Here is an 18051-nt window from a genome sequence, read left to right on the forward strand (position 1 = left end):
TTGCCCTAATTTGAGCTAATATCGTCCTGTTTGTCATAAACGTCACCTTTATATCAGGAGTGCTTAGGGATTATAATCGTTATCGTCATACTAATTGCATAGCATAGCCGAATTTCCTAAGGAAATCGGGGGAACCATAAAGTTGTCTAAATGGATGAACCTGCTGAAAGCAAAGCAGTTCAACATTAGATAGCATGGGGTGAATTTTAGCGGTGAAGCATCGTCTTCTTCCGCTGAATAGGGCTGCCTGTCCAGGCCCGAATCCGTCAGCTAACCTCGAAGGCGTATTGGAACAGGACTCATCGCACGAGCACTTGAGTTTCCAGTGCTTTTTTTTATGCTTAAAAACAATAAATGACGATATGACATAATCAAAAAGAAGGGAAATGAATGAAGGTTAATTGGAATGTTTTGAAGTGGTCACCCCCGCGTATTTTGGTAAGTGGATTCGCTCTTATTATATTGCTGGGTGCCTTATTATTATCCATGCCTTTTGCATCGGTAAGCGGTGAGAGATTGCCTTTTATAGATGCGCTGTTTACTGCAACTTCGGCAACCTGTGTAACAGGGTTAGTTGTCGTTGATACCGGAACTTATTTCTCTATATGGGGTCAAATCATATTAATGTGCTTGTTCCAGCTTGGCGGACTCGGCTTTATGACGATGGCAACGCTGGTAGCGCTCGTACTTCGCAAGAGGATTTCGCTGCGTGAGCGGCTTTTGCTGCAGGAATCCATGAACCAGTCGAGCATGGAAGGCATCGTGCGTTTGATTAGACGCGTTATTGTGTATTCATTGACAATAGAGCTTATTGGCGCTGCGTTGTTTGCTTCGAGGTTTGCATTTGATATGCCGCTGGGCAAAGCGATTTATTTTGGAGCCTTTCATGCGGTTTCATTGTTTAACAATGCTGGTTTTGATATTTTTGGGAACTATCGCAGCTTGACCTTATACGTTTCTGATCCAGTCGTCAATATTGCAGCTATGATGCTGATCATTTCGGGCGGACTTGGCTTTGTCGTTATGTCGGACCTGATGGAGTTCCGCAAAAACCGCAAGCTGTCGCTGCACAGCAAGGTCGTGCTATCTATGACAGGAACACTTATTGCAGTAGGGACACTCGTCATATTTATTTTTGAATTCTCGAATTCGAAGACACTGGGCTCTCTGGACTGGGGCGGGAAAATTTTGTCCTCGTTCTTCCAGTCGGTAACGCCACGGACGGCAGGAGCCAATACGCTTGATTATACGGCTATCCGGCAAGCGACGATGTTTTTCACCATTATATTAATGTTTATTGGCGCCTCGCCCGGCTCGACGGGCGGCGGCATCAAAACAACAACCTTTGCAACGCTGGTCGGCGCTGTATTTGCAATGATTAGAGGACGAGAGGACATCGTTCTTTTCCGTTACAGATTAGGCAAAGACAGAATTTTTAAAGCACTCACGATTACTTTGATCTCTTTATCGCTTGTCATTATTGTAACGATGATCTTGTCGATGACGGAGGATCAAGCTTTTATAAAGCTATTGTTTGAAGCGACATCAGCATTTGGAACAGTAGGATTATCCGTTGGTGTTACACCAGAGCTGAGTCTTGTTGGGAAAATAGTCATTGCATTAACCATGTTTGCCGGAAGACTTGGGCCCCTGACGCTCGCATACGCGCTTGGGCCTCGTACAGAGAAAGAGCTTTATCGGCATCCAGAAGGCAAAATTACGATTGGATAGGAGACTTTGCAAGTGGGAATTAAAAAGAAACAATTTGTCATCATCGGCTTAGGAAGATTTGGTTCGAGCTTAGGGCGCGAACTCGTCCAGCTTGGCCATGAGGTGCTTGGAATAGATAAGGATGAGGAAGCCGTTCAGGACATGAGCGGTATTCTAACCTATGCTGTATCAGCTGATTGTACGGATGAAGAAGCGCTGCGCTCCTTGGGTGTAAGAAACTTTGATTGCGGAGTTGTCGCGATTGGCGATGACATTCAATCCAGCATTTTGACAACCATACTGCTTAAGGATTTGGAAGTGAAGCAAGTTGTAGCGAAAGCTTTGACTGAACTGCATGGCCGGGTGCTTGAGAAAATCGGTGTCGACCGCGTGGTCTATCCAGAGCGCGATATGGGTATTCGAGTTGCGCATCAGCTTGTATCCCCAAATCTATTAGATTATATCGAGCTTTCCAAAGAGTATACGATTGCCGAACTTGCCGTACCGCAATGCTTGGATGGCAAGTCATTGCATGACCTTAATCCGCGAGCTAGATTTGGATGCAGCATTGTAGCCATAAATAAGCCAAATGGCATCATCATCGCACCGACAGCAACGGATGTCCTTTCACTTCGTGATGTCATGGTTATTATAGGAACAAATGAGCAAATAGAAGACTTTGAAGCATCGGTTATCCGTTAATTATTTTATGTAGTGGAGGAGGCTTATTATTAGAAAAAGCAGATTAGGCTGAGATGGATTTGGAAGTGTAATATTGGAAATGCTGAAGGACAGCAGCTATTTTAAAAGCTGCTGTCCTTTTTGCTGGGGAAGCCTGCTGCAAGCTCATTGATCCAAAGACGAACGGACGGGCTGAGGGCGGCCGAATCCGCATGAATGAGCGAGGTGGTGCGCTTTGTATCCTCAAGTTCTCGAATGGGAATGACGGTAAGATCATTGTCTTCAAGCAGTTGATTGCGCATATACGATTGAGGCAGGAGCGTCGCAGCACGGCAAGTATGCAGTAGCCGAAGTATAGCTTCAAACGAATCAATTTCCATTCGCACATCCGGCTGAAGATGATATTTGTCAAACAGCTCGTCGGTCAACAACCTGTACCAAGTGCCTTTGGAGAACAAGATCATCGGCATGCCGGTCACATCCTGTATACCTAGCGTTCCTTTATCGGTAATGACTTGGTTGCGAGGCACCACGAGCGATAGATGATCTTCAAACAGCGGAATGCACCGCAGCGTTGAATCCTCAATACTAGAGGCGACAATGCCGATATCGGCTTTGTGATCTCGTACGAGCGATACGATTTCATGCGTCTTGCCGGTAATCGCTTTAATGTCGATCTCCGGATGGGTAGAAGTTAAGCTTTGAATGAGATCGGGCAAAGTCGTTTGAAGCGTCGTCAAGCTTGCGCCAATGGTCAGGGTCGTATGTCCAGCCGAGGTGAACTCGGAGACGGTTTGCAAATATTTGCGATGAAGCTGGCGAAGCTCCAAAGCATATTCATAGGTCAATTGCCCAATTCGAGTAAGCTCCAGCCGCTTTCCGATGCGATGAAACAAAGGAGAGCCCAGGTCTTGCTCAAGCTTGGCAATTTTGCGAGAAAGTGCAGGCTGAGACAGGTTTAACAAGGCGGAAGCCTTGTTCATACTGGACTGTTCCACAATAACGGTGAAGACATGCATCTCTTCATTCATGAATGAAACCCCTTATGTCATTTTGTTATAAGAAATTATAAAAAATAAGCAATTCCATTATAAGCTTAAAAGGAGTAGGATGGGAAGTGTGGCTAATATGTGTCGAGTTTTGTTGACGGACATACATGCTGGGGTTACAATGTAGAATGATTTGCCAAGCGTAAACTGCTGATGACAACCATTGGCTGCACAGCACCTCGTTTGCGCTGGAATATAAGCAATGTATAAAGGGGAAACCGATACATTCTTATATTTTAAGAAAAAGCATGCTAGCACTCACAGTTTTGAAAGGAGAAGGAATGACATGAAAGGAAATTCGTATTTCTCGCGCAAGCTTCACTCGCTTCTCGGGATCATTCCACTCGGCGGATTTATCGTCGTGCATGGTCTGACTAACTACCAGGCGTTTGAACGCGGGCCTGAAGGCTTTGACAAAGGCGTAACTCTCATTAACAGCATGCCCGTGCTGCCGCTGCTCGAGATTTTCGGCATTTACCTCCCGCTATTGTTTCATGGTATTTACGGCTTGTATGTCGCTTACCAATCGAACACAAATACGGGGCGTTTTAAGTACGGCCGGAACTGGGCGTTTACCGCACAACGGATTACAGGGGTAATTACTTTTGTATTCGTTTTCTGGCACGTATATCAAACTCGGATTCAAGTTTATCTCGGCCACATCACCCATGAGGAACTGGGATCAACGATGAATCAAATTGCGAGCAACCCTACTTACTTCGTACTTTATGTAATTGGTGTATTAGCAGCTGTTTTCCACTTCAGCAACGGCCTATGGGCGTTTCTGATCAGCTGGGGCATTACGATTGGCCCGAAAGCTCAACGCATCTCTTCATATATTTGCATGGGCGTTTTTGTAGTCGTATCAGCATTGTTCATTCTTTCGCTTATCGCATTCAGCGGAGATCAATTCAAAGAAGCTGCAAGTGCTGCATTGGCACTTACGAATATCGGTTAGTTTGTAGACAAGGAGCGAAACGTTATGGCTAAAAATAAAATTATCATCGTAGGCGGCGGTCTTGCAGGCTTGATGGCTACCATCAAAGCAGCAGAAGCTGGCGTTCACGTTGATCTGTTTTCACTAGTACCGGTCAAACGTTCCCACTCAGTATGTGCACAGGGCGGCATCAATGGCGCTGTTAATACAAAAGGAGAAGGCGATTCTCCATGGGAGCATTTCGACGATACCGTATACGGCGGAGATTTCCTCGCCAACCAACCGCCGGTTAAAGCGATGTGTGATGCGGCACCAGGCATTATTCACTTGATGGACCGGATGGGCGTTATGTTCAGCCGTACCTCTGAAGGCTTGCTGGATTTCCGTCGCTTCGGCGGCACGAAGCATTCCCGTACAGCATTTGCAGGCGCAACGACAGGTCAACAGCTGCTTTATGCACTGGATGAGCAAGTTCGCCGCTGGGAAGCAGCTGGACTAGTTAACAAATTCGAGCACTGGGAATTCCTTGGCGCTGTTGTTGACGATGACGGCATTTGCCGCGGTGTTTCGGCACAGGATCTTCGCTCGATGGAAGTTCACACGGTTCGTGCAGATGCAGTTATTCTTGCATCAGGCGGTCCTGGTATTATTTTCGGCAAAACAACGAACTCTGTTATCAACACCGGCACAGCTGCCAGCGCAGTTTACCAGCAGGGCGTTAACTACGCGAACGGCGAGTTCATTCAAATTCACCCAACCGCTATTCCAGGCGATGACAAGCTCCGCTTGATGTCGGAATCAGCGCGCGGTGAAGGCGGACGGATTTGGACGTACAAAGACGGTAAGCCTTGGTACTTCCTAGAAGAAAAATACCCAGCTTACGGAAACCTTGTTCCTCGTGATATTGCGACTCGTGAAATTTTCAGCGTGTGCGTAGACCAGAAGCTTGGTATCAACCAAGAAAACATGGTTTATCTTGATTTGTCTCACAAAGATCCGAAGGAGCTTGATGTTAAGCTCGGCGGTATCATTGAAATCTATGAGAAATTCATGGGCGACGATCCACGGAAAATCCCGATGAAAATCTTCCCAGCGGTTCACTATTCCATGGGCGGCATGTGGGTTGACTACAATCAAATGACAAACATTCCTGGTCTGTTTGCAGCCGGTGAGTGCGAGTATCAATACCATGGTGCGAATCGACTTGGCGCGAACTCTTTGCTATCCGCTATTTACGGCGGTATGGTAGCTGGACCAAAAGCTGTTGAGTATATCAAAGGCTTGAAGAAATCAGCTGAAGATGTAGCTTCCTCCGTATTTGACCGCGAGAACAAGCGTCAAACGGACAAGTACAACAGCATCGTTAATATGAAGGGTACTGAAAATGCATATGTCATTCACAAAGAGCTAGGCGAATGGATGACGAACAATATGACGGTAGTTCGCTTTAATGACAAGCTGGAGCAAACGATCCACAAGATCAAAGAGCTGAAGCAGCGTTATGCGAATATCAACATTAACGATACAGCGCAATGGAACAATGCAGGCGTTGCCTTTACTCGTCAGCTTTGGAACATGCTTGAGCTTTCTGAAGCGATGACGCTAGGCGCATTGCTGCGCAACGAAAGCCGCGGCGCTCATTATAAACCAGACTTCCAAGAACGCGACGACGAGCATTTCATGAAATCGACGATTGCGAAATGGACGAAGGAAGGTCCACAAATTTCTTACGAGGATATCGACGTAAGCTTGATCAAGCCGCGTAAACGTGATTACTCGAGCGACAAGAAGAAAGGAGAATAATGATGGCTGAAACGACTGTAGCTACAAAATCGGTTAAGTTTATCATCACTCGCCAAGATACTCCTGATTCCAAACCATATACGGAAGAGTTTGAAATTCCTTACCGCGCTAATATGAACGTAATTAGCGGCTTGATGGAAATTCAACGTAATCCGAAAAAGGCAGACGGCGCAAGCACGGCTCCTGTATGCTGGGATTCCAACTGCTTGGAAGAAGTATGCGGCGCATGCTCAATGGTTATCAACGGCAAGCCTCGTCAAGCGTGCAGCGCTTTGATCGATAAGCTTGAGCAGCCGATTCGTCTTGAACCAATGAAAACATTCCCAGTAGTTCGTGACCTTGTTATTAACCGTGAGCGCATGTTTGGCGCCTTGAAACGCGTTAAGGCATGGATTCCAATCGACGGAACGTATGATCTGGGTCCTGGACCGCGGATGGCAGAAACGAAGCGTCAATGGGCTTATGAGCTTTCCAAATGTATGACTTGCGGTGTTTGCCTTGAAGCGTGCCCGAACGTAAATGATCGGAACAGCTTCATCGGTCCTGCTGCAATTTCACAGGTTCGTTTGTTTAATGCTCATCCAACAGGTGAGATGAACAAGGAAGAACGTCTGGATGCACTGATGACAGATGGCGGCATCGAAGGCTGCGGCAACTCGCAAAACTGTGTTCGCGCATGTCCGAAGGGCATTCCGCTTACGACTTCAATCGCAGCAATCAATAAAGATACAACCAAACATCTATTCAAGAAATGGCTTGGCATGTAGTCCAATTGATTTATAGGAAACCCTCGATCTGATCGGGGGTTTTTTATTTGTATATTGTGATATTGATTATTATTATCAATGATAGTAGATTAATAATCCTTTGTCAATTCCAGATAAAAGAAGAGAAGGCAATAAAAAAAACCGCCTAAGCGGTTTTTTATCTTACATCCATTGTTCGCCCCAAGTTTGAATGGACTCAATGACTGGCTGAAGCTCCCTGCCCTTGTCGGTTAGCTCATATTCAATACGTACAGGCATTTCTGGATAAACTTGACGTTTAATAATCGTTAATGTTTCAAGCTCTTTCATCCGGTCCGTTAGCATTTTGTCGCTCATTTCGGGAATTTGTTCCTTAATCTCTTTGAACCTCTTTGGTCCTCCAAGCAATACCCGAATAATTCTGCCAGTCCACTTCTTGCCTAAAATGTCGGCTGCGGCTTCATACTTTGGGCACATTGTCGAATAATCCAACCGTATCACCCCGCTTTTTGTAATACTATTGTACCATACGAACAAACTAAAAGTAAGTTAATTTCAGTGGGAATGCGATTGTTTGATCGTATATTATATTTACTATATTAAAGTTAGGAAAATACAGGAAAAGCGTTAGTGAATTACAATCGAATAACAATCAACCCAAGAATGGTACAAGCAAAGGCTGTCCACTGCAGGATCGTCAACTTCTCTTTATAAAATATAATAGCGCCAGCTGCTACGACAAGACTGTTCGTAGCAAAGATAGGCGCTGCAAGATTCGCTTGACCGGTAGCAATCGCGACTGCATAAAGCTGCAATCCTCCGTATGAGAACAGGCCCGCAACAATACCGAGCCAAAGACCAGTTCGCTCTGAGGAACGTGCATCGGTCGTTTTGACCGGGATGAGAAACCAGCAGAGAGAGAGGGCATAAGCGATGAACAGGATCGGGGCGCTAGGAAGATCCAATTCATCGGTGACCTTTAATCCGCCATTGCGCAGCGCAAATAGCACGACTGCCAAAAAGACGAGAATGAACCATCTTTTTTCTGTAATCGTGAGCGGTTCCTTTCGTTTATGAGCAATAAAGACGACAGCAAGCAGAAGCAGCGTAATGCCTATTGCTTCTGAAGCGCTGAGCGGCTCGTTGTACCACAAGGTCGCTAAAGCGACAACTAAGATAATGTTCATATTCGTTAGGGGAGAGGTCAAGCTGGCGGGTCCAAAATGCAATGCTTTCATAAACAAAGCGTTTCCCCATGCTGAGCCTGCTCCTATTATGATGCCTGCAATCCATACCCTCGGATCAGCAAGAAAGAAAAACGTACCTTCAAGCGCTGCATGCACCCCAAAACCTAATGTTCCAGAAGCATACAATCCGAGCAGCAGCGTTCTTGTAGAGCCGCCCCGCATTTGTGATACTTTCATCCACCAGCCTGCTAGTCCAAATAAAATAGCGCTGCTGATGGCTGTAATGAGCCACATCGTTTTCCAACCCCTCAAATTTGTTACACAAATGAAATAGTTCTGTTATCGTCTCATTACATTAGTGGGCTATTATAATAAACAAGACCCCCTTTTTAATATATCCTTTTGGGACCTGCGACGTGCAGGTCCACTTTTTTTTGTCTAAAGCCCCTCATGAGCTCTTATATCGGTACAATAACCTGCTGGCGCTTGCGATAAAAAACCCACTGCGAGAAGCCAATTTCCTTCAGCCTTTTCTGCACGAGCTCCCAATCTTCGCCAACTCTGCTTGGCTTATGCGCATCCGAACCAAACGTCACATTTACGCCAAAATGAAGTGCTCGCTCTAAGATCGCATCCGATGGATACCATCCGCCTACATCTTTGGTGCTGCCTGATGTATTAATCTCTATGGAAACGCCGCATTCGGCAATCGTCTGCAAAGCATCGTCAATTTCCTTATTAGCAGGTATATCGGAGAAAGCAGGGTAATACCCCTTCATCGCGTCGATATGTCCTAGAATATCAAACATGCCGCTGCGTGCAGATTGTTTGATAAGATCATAGTAGCTTTGCTTCACTTCAATATGCTGCTGTTCATTTAAGTTTTTAAAGCGATTGCGATTGAATATGCTGACGTCGCCAACTTGGTGAACAGAACCAATGATATAATCGAAGGGCACGCCCTCATAGGCTTTTTTGTAGCTGTCTACATATTTAGGGAAAAAATCGGATTCTACTCCAAGCATAACCTCGATTTTGCCTGCGTATTTCTCTTTCAACCGCAATACTTCATTAACATAATTGGTGAAATCGCTTCTTGCCATTGCAATGCCTGGCGAAGGCTGATCATTCTCATGATAAAAGAAGGGGGAGTGATCCGAGATGCCAATAACCTGAAGCCCGGCTTCAATTCCGGCTAAAATATAATCCTCGATATTGCCGTCGGCATGGCCGCATCTAAAATGATGGGTATGTAAGTCGAATTTCATTTTTTATCTCTCCTAGTTGTTTGTCTAGTGGAAGCTTCTTGTCGACTATTCGCTGCTAATGAATTGATGCTCAGGCATGCCTTTTAAATCACTTAAAAATTGCTTCAGTGCGGTATTGATGTAACGGCCTGATTTATAAACCACTCCAACGGGATGGCTTATTTCAAGCTCGTTGACCTTTATCATTTTTAGTGTACCCATACGGAGTTCGTTTGCTATCGAAAGTTTGGATACGACTGCAGCGCCTAAATTAATTTCAACCATGCGCTTTACTTCCTCGCTGCTGGAAACCTCCATTACGATGTTGGGTTGAATATTGTATTTGCGAAAAATTTGATCGACAAATCGCCTGCCAAGCGTGTCTGGAGCAAGCATAATCATTGGAATGTCCTTGAGCGTATCAACTGTCGTATGCGTCAACCTGCTCATGGGATGGGAAGGAGGGACGACGAGCTCGAATGTATCATAATAAAGGACGGAGGAGGAAACGTTCGGATTTTTTTCAGAAAGATATGTAATCCCTATATCGACTGACCCGTTCTCGACACTGGCCATAACTTGGGATGAGGGCATGGAATGAATCGTTGTTTTAATAAAAGGAAATTGGTTTTGAAAATAGGATAGCACGCGCGGTAAAATCTGAATCGCTATTGAAGCCGTAGTTCCGAGTAATATGTGTCCTTGCGGCGTAAGGTTCATATCGGAAAGCTTCTGCTTCAATTCTTCCACGATCGAAAGAACTTGCTCCGCATGTTCCAAAAAAACTTGTCCGTGTTCCGTTAATGTAACTGGCTGATTGCGATTAATGAGAATCGTTTTGAATTCATCCTCAAGGCTTTTGATTTGTGCCGAAACAGCAGGCTGTGTGAGATTCAGCAGCTCGCCAGCTTTCCGGAAGCTCATCGTTTTGGATATCGTAAGGAGTGTTTCAAGCTGACTAATATTCACGTCAATCCCCCTCTCATAGGTACTTAATGCTCAAACTCATATTCTACTATTATAAAGGATAGCGGCCATTACAGCAAAAAGGCTGCAGCTCGTTCGGCATAAATTGCCCGTACGAGTGCAGCTCTGTAATGAATATGGCACAGGTCTCTAGAGCCATTCTTTTTTGCGGAAAATATAAAACATGCTTATGCCAAGCAGCAGCATGATACCAAGTAAAATGTATGATCCTAAGCGAAGGTGAAGGCCTGGAATGAAATCAAAGTTCATCCCATAGATGCCGGTTATAAAGGTCAGCGGCATGAATATAGTCGTAATTGCTGTAAATACGCGCATGATTTCATTGGCACGGTTGGATACGCTGGACTGATAAGCTTCGCGTAAGTTGCCCATGAGATCGCGGTACGTATCGAAGGACTCGGCGATTTTCAAGGCGTTTTCGTATATATCGCTGAAATATTTTTGCAACTGATCGTCAATGAGCTTTAGATCTTTTTTGTTAAGCGTTGCAATGACGTCGCGTTGTGGACCGAGCACTTTCCTCAGCCACAATATTTCACCGCGGAGCCCGATGATTTCGTTCAAATGCGATTTCTTCGTATGCATTAGTATATCTTCTTCAAGCGCTTCGATGCGCGTATCAATACGGTCGCCAACGAGGAAATAATTATCGACAACAATGTCGACGAGATGATACAAGAAATAATCGGGCCGGCTAACCTCTTGTTCCCACAGAACAGGCTTTAGAGAACGAAGCTCGTTAATTTTTTGCTTGGTGACCGTAATAATGAAGTGGCGGCCAAGGAAAATATTGAGTGCCCTTAGGAAGATTTCTTCGTCATCAAATCGTATGCTGTTGATTACGATAAAATAATGGCTTTCGTAAATTTCAATTTTTGGACGCTGCTCCTCTTCACTGAGGCAATCCTCAACTGCCAGATCGTGCATGCTGAATAGGGGCTGTAAAATAGCAAGATCCTCCACATCAGCGTCAATCCAGTAAAATCCTTCTTTTGAGGGAATAAGTGTTTCGTTAATATCTTCAATAGTGGTGAACATGCCATTGCTAACAAGGCGGATTTTCATCCGGAGTCACTCCTTTCTTTCTTCAGAGGAAACTGCCGGCTGAATCGGACTTGGCCGGCAGTAACCGTATTCGATAGTTTTCAGGCTTCGGTCGGTCGCCTTCCATGTCCATATGCACCCCTTTATAAGTCAAATAAATGAAATAATTCTTGTCTAGTATACTCCCGCGTCAGCTTTACATTCAAGCCTAAAAACAATCGTTTTTTTCATCCAAATGTCAAGGATATGAATAGAGGATCTTGACGCAATTGTCAGAATGCATTAAAGTGAAGGTGAAATGAAACCGCGGAAAATTGAATAGACTACTTTCTTATCAAGAGCAGGCGGAGGGACTAGCCCGATGAAGCCCGGCAACCGGCGTGTAAAACGCACGGTGCTAATTCTTGCGGAAACTTTAATGTTTCTGAGAGATGAGAGAGGCGGATGGCTTATTTACTGAGCATACGACCTTTTCTCACAGCAGAAAGGGTCTTTTTCATGTTCAAGCGGTCATACTGCTTCTAGAGGAGTGATACCTATGCCAATTAAAGTGCCTGACAATTTACCAGCCAAAGAGGTATTGAACAACGAGAACATTTTCGTCATGGATGAGAGCATCGCCTACCATCAGGATATTAGGCCGCTCAGAATTGCGATTTTGAACTTAATGCCTACCAAGGAAACAACCGAAACGCAGCTGCTTAGACTTATCGGCAATACGCCGCTACAAGTTGAGGTTGTACTGCTGCATCCAAGAACACATACATCAAAGAACACCTCAGCCGATCATTTGGAGTCCTTCTATAAAACATTCGATGAAATTTCGGATGAATATTATGATGGCCTCATCATTACAGGCGCGCCGGTAGAGCATATGCCTTTCGAGGATGTAAACTACTGGGAAGAGCTGAAAGAAATTATGGATTGGAGCGCAAGGCGCGTAACTTCAACTTTCCATATTTGTTGGGCTGCACAAGCCGGGCTTTATCATCACTTTAATGTTCCAAAATACAGCTTGGACAACAAAATGTTTGGTGTGTTCCCGCACACAATTGAAAAACGCAATGTTAATTTGCTGAGAGGCTTTGATGAAATGTTTTTTGTTCCGCAGTCTCGTCATACAGAGGTACGCCGCGAGGACATCGAGAAGCTTGATACACTCGATATTTTATCGGAATCAGCGGATTCGGGCGTATACATCGTGGCTTCAAAAGACGGCAGACAAATTTTCGTTACAGGCCACTCCGAATATGATCCAACTTCACTTAAATATGAATATGATCGCGATCAAGCCAAAGGCCACCAAATAGATGTACCAAAAAATTATTTCCCAGGTGATAACCCAGCTAACCCGCCGTTATCAACATGGCGTGCGCATGCCAACCTATTATTCTCGAACTGGCTTAATTATTATGTTTACCAGCAAACACCGTATGATTTGGGTGGAGGCATTTAAAACCATATAATAAGGGAGCGCTATATAAAGATGAAGATAGAGAGCCATTTAGCACAGATTGGATCTATTAAAGAGCCTGTAACTGGAGCGGTAAGTTTTCCAGTGTACCAATCAACCGCATTTCGTCATCCTAAGCTGGGACAGAGTACAGGATTTGATTATGCGCGTACCAAAAGCCCAACCAGAGCGGTACTAGAAGAAGCGGCTGCACAATTAGAAGCAGGCGATGCGGCATTTGCCTGTAGCTCCGGCATGGCTGCGCTGCAAACGATATTCGCCTTATTTAGTCAGGGCGATCATTTGATCGTATCTCTTGATCTGTATGGCGGTACTTATCGCTTGTTGGAGCGGATCATGTCGAGATTTGGTGTGACGGCATCTTATGTGGATACCAACGATATTGATGCGATGGCGGCATTATGGACGCCGAACACAAAAGCGGTACTTATCGAAACACCAACTAACCCGCTTATGATGATTACGGATATTGAGAAAGTAACTGCGTGGGCGAAGTCAAAAGGCTTGCTTACTATTGTAGACAATACGCTGCTTACGCCTTTCTTCCAACGTCCTATAGAACTTGGTGCTGACATTATCATTCATAGCGCAACCAAATATTTAGGCGGTCACAATGACGTTCTTGCTGGTCTAATTGTAACCAAAGGCAAGGAGCTCTCCGATGAGATGGCCTTCCTGCACAATTCAATTGGAGCGGTGCTCGGGCCTCAGGATTCATGGCTTCTAATGAGGGGAATGAAGACGCTCGCTCTCCGTATGGAGCGCCACCAATTTAATGCTACCGCAATTGCTAATTATTTGCTTGAGCATTCAGCCGTTGAGGATGTTTATTATCCGGCATTGCCTCACCATCCAGGCCATGAAATTCAGAACAAACAGTCTTCCGGCAATACTGGCATTTTCTCATTCCGATTAAAGGACGCTCGTTATGTGGAGCCAATTCTTCGTCATATTAAGCTCATTGCATTTGCTGAGAGTTTGGGCGGAGTTGAATCCTTGATGACCTACCCAGCGGTTCAGACGCATGCTGATATTCCACTTGAAATTCGTCAAGCGATTGGCGTTGACGACCGTCTGCTTCGTTTCTCTGTTGGAATTGAGCATGCGGATGATTTGATCAGTGACTTGGCGCAAGCACTCGAAGCTGCCAAACGCGAAATCGAGGAGGTTAACAACTAATGGGCAACGACAACAAAATTCAACCTCAAGATCGCCGGTTTGCAACGAAGCTGCTGCATTTCGGAGCAGAAATTGACGAGCATACAGGAGCTTCAAGCGTACCAATTTATCAAGCTTCAACGTTCCATCATCATGATATTTTCAACCCGCCGCAATATGATTACAGCCGCTCGGGCAATCCTACACGCCAAGCGCTAGAGGATTATATCGCTTTGCTAGAGGGCGGTGCTCGCGGCTTCGCTTTTGCATCAGGCATGGCTGCAATTTCGACAACGTTTTTGCTGCTTTCTGCGGGTGAGCATGTCATCGTTACAGAGGATGTATACGGCGGAACTTACCGCTTGCTAACGACGATTTTGGATCGACTGGGCATTGAGTCTACTTTTGTAGATATGACGGATTTTGAAGCGGTTAAGGCGGCGCTTAAACCAAATACGAAAGCAGTATTTATGGAGACGCCTTCTAATCCGACACTCAAAATTACAGATATTGCAGAGACGACAGCATGGGCGAAAGAGCATGGCTTGCTTACGATACTTGATAATACGTTTATGACCCCTTATCATCAGCGTCCAATCGAGCATGGCGTCGATATCGTCTTGCACAGTGCGACAAAGTTTCTAGGCGGCCACAGCGATGTGCTGGCTGGGCTTGCAGTTACCGCAGATGAAGGATTAGGCAAACGCTTGAAACAGCTTCAAAACGGAATGGGAACGGTTCTGAGCGCCCAAGAATCATGGCTGTTGATGCGCGGCATGAAAACTTTGAAAGCTCGGATGGAATATAGCGAACAAAGCGCTCGCAGACTAGCTGAATGGTTGTCGGAGCATAAGGAAGTAACAGCGGTTTATTATCCTGGTTTAGAGAATCACCCCGGCCGGGCGATACATGAGAAGCAGTCGCTTGGGTATGGAGCTGTTGTATCTTTCGATGTTGGAAGTGGAGAACGTGCCAAATCTTTGCTGAGCAAGGTTCAAATTCCTTTAGTAGCTGTCAGCTTAGGTGCAGTAGAGAGCATTCTTTCTTACCCAGCTATGATGTCGCATGCAGCAATGCCAAGAGAAGTGCGTCATGCACGCGGCATAACGGACGGCTTGGTGCGTTACTCTGTTGGTCTAGAGGATATTGAGGATCTTATTGAAGATTTGGATAATGCGCTTCGTGCCTAAATGGGACTAAAAGAAAGGAAAGCACGGATGTTCTAACGAACATGCCGTGTTTTTCCTTATTTCAGGGCGAGATGCCATCATACGGCGGGTGACTTGCACTAGAGATCTATGTTAGGATGAAGTGATGGTTAGCATAAATAGAACGGAAATAAGGAGGTCTTGCGGAATGGGAACGTTGGACCATATTTTGGATAAAGCGTTGCGCGGCGAGCGTGTTTCGCTCGAAGAAGGCATGGAATTATTAGCTTCGGATCAGATTGAAAAGATGGGGCATGTAGCTAATCAAATTATGCTCAAGCATCATCCAGATCCAATAACGACTTTTGTTGTTGGTCGAAATGTAAACTACACGAACGTATGTGATGTTTATTGCCGTTTTTGCGCGTTTTATCGCGCTCCAGGCTCTAAAGAGGGTTATGTACTGCCTGACGATACGATTTTGAGCAAAATTCAAGAAACGATCGATGTGGGTGGAACTGAAATTTTGATGCAGGGCGGTACGAATCCAGATTTGCCGTTTACGTATTATTTGGATCTGCTTCGCAAAATTAAACAGCATTTCCCGGGCATAACGATGCATTCGTTCTCTCCAGCGGAAATTCAGAAGATGAAGGTTGTATCAGATGGCCTCTCCCTCGATGAAGTGATTAGACAACTGCATGATGCTGGACTTGATTCTTTGCCTGGCGGCGGCGCTGAAATTTTGGACGATCGCACACGCCGCAAGATCAGCCGCATGAAGGGCTCTTGGACGGACTGGATGGATGTGATGAAGTCTGCACACCGTCATGGTATGAATACGACTGCAACGATGGTTTATGGTCTAGGTGAGACCGTTGAAGAGCGCGCATTACATATGCTGCGCATCCGTGATGCTCAAGATGAGTGCATTGCGAACAAATATGATTCGACGGGGTTCTTGGCGTTTATTTCATGGCCTTTCCAGCCGGACAATACAAACCTGAAGCTTGAGAAAGCAAAGCCAGAGGAATATTTGCGTATTGTTGCAGCTAGCCGAATCATGCTTGATAATATTCCGAATTTCCAATCCTCTTGGGTGACGATGGGGCCTGAGATGGGCAAGTTATCTCTTTCCTATGGCTGCAATGACTTCGGAAGCACCATGATTGAGGAAAATGTCGTTTCAGCAGCTGGAACAACACATAAAGTGAACATTGAACTTATCCTTCAGCTTATTCGCGAGTGCGGCAAAATTCCGGCTCAACGCGATACAAAATATAATATTTTGAAGGTTTACAATGAATCCGATAAAGCAGATCTCGATTTTGTTATGCAAAATTAATGCTTTTTAGACCGATATAAGCAGTATCAATACGTTTGTTGAACTTCTCGCTCCAAAGTGGGAAGTTCGGCAAACGTTTTTTTGTATGCTTGCTTCCCTTACATTCCAATGTCTTCATCGTATATCCCCGAACGCGTCACCATATACTGATAAGGAAAGAAAGGGGTGAGCTGATGGAGCTATTCACGGTATCGTTACCTGCAAGTCTCCAAAAGTCGGTTAATAAACTAACTCAATTGTTGAAGGAACAAGCGCTTGTCGATTTACATATTGGCTCAAAAACGGAGCAAACAGCCGTCATCGAGTTTCAGCAGGTATCGGATCAAAATATAAGCTGTCTAGCGCTGTTGCCACATTTTCAGTTAAAAACGCATGGTCACATCGTATATAAAGCGGCGTCACTAGCTATAGCTGAATTTGTGGTAAGTGAGATGGAGCCAGGGATGCTTGCTGCTATTATTCGCAGAAAGTATCGCCATAACAGTTCAGCCGATACAGCTGCTATTGAGCGGTATTGTCATGATTTGCTGCATGGGAAAGAATGGGATAGCCTTGGAACGAGATTTTTGGATGCGGATCGCTTAAGAAGGAAAAGCAAAGTGGCTGCAGAGGTTGAGCTTTTTTTGCAGGATAACACGGAGCTTAATGTGAAGGGGTTTACAACCTTCAGGCTTGAGCCCTATCGTAAAGAACTAGCCGAAGTTGTGGAATACGCATTAGATGAGTATGTGCTCGATAAACAATATCAGGAGTTTATTTCCCTGTTAAAATATTTTGTATTTCTTCAAGATACAAAGCTGCCTATGGTGCATTTGCTGCATAAGGGCGGTCATGAATTCATGCTCTATGACGAAAAGTTTCAACCGCTTGATCCGAACCCTCCAACCGATCGTATCGTAGCCGAAATGCTTGAAACGGAAATGAACATCGAAGACATGGTAATCAGCTCGCTGATTGCTGTATCTCCAAAGCATATTACGATCCATACGAGGCAGCAGGATATGCAAGTGATTCGAACGATTCAAACGATTTTTGACCAGCGTGTCACGCTTTGCACGCAATGCGCATCCTGCAGCAGCAGCATTGATGAACTCGTTCAGCCATAGGTGAATTAACGAATTTACTGTCTATTTGAAGCTTATAGCCTTGACCAAACGCGCAAGTCGAGCTATAATGACACACATATACGATGTAATCGGCAATGAAAAAGACATGTGTCTGTTTATGATATTTGGTCCAGAGAGAGGAAACTTGGCTGTAATTTCCTTCCACAATGTCCACAGGCGTACCCCTTTGAAGCTGTATGGCCCAACCTATAGCAGGTTTCTTAAGAAGCTGAGCGCTATAGCAGTATGCTGTACCGGAAATCTCCGTTACCAGATAATACGAGGACTGCTGCGTTAGGAATAAAGAGCAGTCGAAGTAGGGTGGAACCACGAGCACACAAGCACTCGTCCCTTTTTAGGGATGCGTGCTTTTTTTGTGCTCTTTTTTTGCTTGAAATGATGAATGGAAGCGTAATTCGCTTACGGACA

At 45.1% G+C, this 18051-nt stretch carries 16 protein-coding genes and 2 riboswitches; of the genes, 10 read left to right on the forward strand and 6 right to left on the reverse strand.

What is annotated here, in order from left to right; all coding sequences use genetic code 11:
* The first annotated feature begins 95 nt into the window (after positions 1-95).
* Positions 96-300, forward strand: a riboswitch (cyclic di-AMP (ydaO/yuaA leader).
* A 90-nt stretch (positions 301-390) separates the two neighbouring features.
* A complete protein-coding gene (locus tag BK120_RS11200) occupies positions 391-1731 on the forward strand; it encodes a TrkH family potassium uptake protein (RefSeq protein ID WP_076267577.1) in 1341 nt (446 codons plus the stop codon).
* An 18-nt stretch (positions 1732-1749) separates the two neighbouring features.
* Entirely contained in the window at positions 1750-2412 is a 663-nt protein-coding gene (locus tag BK120_RS11205) for a potassium channel family protein (protein ID WP_076267751.1), read from the forward strand.
* A 101-nt stretch (positions 2413-2513) separates the two neighbouring features.
* On the opposite strand, the gene BK120_RS11210 is transcribed toward BK120_RS11205, so the two are convergent.
* The gene (locus BK120_RS11210) at positions 2514-3422 is read right to left on the reverse strand and encodes a LysR family transcriptional regulator (protein WP_076267578.1); all 909 of its coding nucleotides are present in this window, start codon (positions 3420-3422) and stop codon (positions 2514-2516) included.
* Positions 3423-3726: 304 nt separating this feature from the next.
* On the opposite strand from BK120_RS11210, the gene BK120_RS11215 reads away from it, so the two are divergent.
* From BK120_RS11215 to sdhB, 3 genes are read left to right on the forward strand one after another with little or no spacing between them, the layout of a single operon-like run.
* The gene (locus BK120_RS11215; RefSeq protein WP_076267579.1) at positions 3727-4398 is read left to right on the forward strand and encodes a succinate dehydrogenase cytochrome b558 subunit; all 672 of its coding nucleotides are present in this window, start codon (positions 3727-3729) and stop codon (positions 4396-4398) included.
* Between the two features lie 24 nt (positions 4399-4422).
* Entirely contained in the window at positions 4423-6180 is a 1758-nt protein-coding gene (sdhA, locus tag BK120_RS11220) for a succinate dehydrogenase flavoprotein subunit (protein ID WP_076267580.1), read from the forward strand.
* A gap of 2 nt (positions 6181-6182) precedes the next feature.
* The gene (gene sdhB / locus BK120_RS11225) at positions 6183-6947 is read left to right on the forward strand and encodes a succinate dehydrogenase iron-sulfur subunit (RefSeq protein ID WP_076267581.1); all 765 of its coding nucleotides are present in this window, start codon (positions 6183-6185) and stop codon (positions 6945-6947) included.
* Positions 6948-7109: 162 nt separating this feature from the next.
* Here the strand turns inward: sdhB and BK120_RS11230 are convergent, their stop codons facing one another.
* The 5 genes from BK120_RS11230 to corA all read right to left on the reverse strand — a co-directional run bounded on the left by BK120_RS11230 (position 7110) and on the right by corA (position 11412).
* Entirely contained in the window at positions 7110-7418 is a 309-nt protein-coding gene (locus tag BK120_RS11230; RefSeq protein WP_076267582.1) for a winged helix-turn-helix transcriptional regulator, read from the reverse strand.
* Between the two features lie 143 nt (positions 7419-7561).
* Positions 7562-8407, reverse strand: coding sequence for a DMT family transporter (locus BK120_RS11235; protein ID WP_076267583.1), 846 nt, complete (start codon positions 8405-8407; stop codon positions 7562-7564).
* Positions 8408-8571: 164 nt separating this feature from the next.
* Positions 8572-9381, reverse strand: coding sequence for a histidinol-phosphatase (locus tag BK120_RS11240; RefSeq protein ID WP_076267584.1), 810 nt, complete (start codon positions 9379-9381; stop codon positions 8572-8574).
* Positions 9382-9426: 45 nt separating this feature from the next.
* Positions 9427-10329 (reverse strand): LysR family transcriptional regulator, encoded by a 903-nt coding sequence (locus tag BK120_RS11245; RefSeq protein ID WP_076267585.1) that lies wholly within the window; start codon positions 10327-10329, stop codon positions 9427-9429.
* Positions 10330-10476: 147 nt separating this feature from the next.
* Positions 10477-11412 carry a magnesium/cobalt transporter CorA gene (corA, locus tag BK120_RS11250; RefSeq protein WP_076267586.1) on the reverse strand — a complete coding sequence of 312 codons (936 nt, stop codon included), beginning with the start codon at positions 11410-11412 and terminating at the stop codon, positions 10477-10479.
* 307 nt (positions 11413-11719) lie between these two features.
* A riboswitch (SAM riboswitch) is annotated at positions 11720-11829 on the forward strand.
* Positions 11830-11929: 100 nt separating this feature from the next.
* Between corA and metA the strand changes: the two genes are divergently transcribed.
* The 5 genes from metA (at position 11930) to ytxC (ending at position 17622) form a co-directional block, all read left to right on the forward strand.
* Positions 11930-12847: a homoserine O-acetyltransferase MetA gene (metA, locus tag BK120_RS11255; RefSeq protein WP_076267587.1), complete on the forward strand. Its 918-nt coding sequence runs from the start codon at positions 11930-11932 to the stop codon at positions 12845-12847.
* 30 nt (positions 12848-12877) lie between these two features.
* Positions 12878-14044 (forward strand): aminotransferase class I/II-fold pyridoxal phosphate-dependent enzyme, encoded by a 1167-nt coding sequence (locus BK120_RS11260; RefSeq protein WP_076267588.1) that lies wholly within the window; start codon positions 12878-12880, stop codon positions 14042-14044.
* Positions 14044-15213, forward strand: coding sequence for a trans-sulfuration enzyme family protein (locus tag BK120_RS11265; RefSeq protein WP_076267589.1), 1170 nt, complete (start codon positions 14044-14046; stop codon positions 15211-15213). The genes BK120_RS11260 and BK120_RS11265 overlap by 1 nt, the downstream gene beginning before the upstream one ends.
* Before the next feature lie 166 nt (positions 15214-15379).
* Positions 15380-16516 carry a cyclic dehypoxanthinyl futalosine synthase gene (gene mqnC / locus BK120_RS11270; protein WP_076267590.1) on the forward strand — a complete coding sequence of 379 codons (1137 nt, stop codon included), beginning with the start codon at positions 15380-15382 and terminating at the stop codon, positions 16514-16516.
* Positions 16517-16689: 173 nt separating this feature from the next.
* The gene (gene ytxC, locus BK120_RS11275) at positions 16690-17622 is read left to right on the forward strand and encodes a putative sporulation protein YtxC (RefSeq protein WP_076267591.1); all 933 of its coding nucleotides are present in this window, start codon (positions 16690-16692) and stop codon (positions 17620-17622) included.
* The last annotated feature ends 429 nt before the right edge of the window (positions 17623-18051 follow it).

It is taken from the genome of Paenibacillus sp. FSL A5-0031 (genome assembly GCF_001956295.1).
Taxonomy (GTDB): Bacteria; Bacillota; Bacilli; order Paenibacillales; family Paenibacillaceae; genus Pristimantibacillus.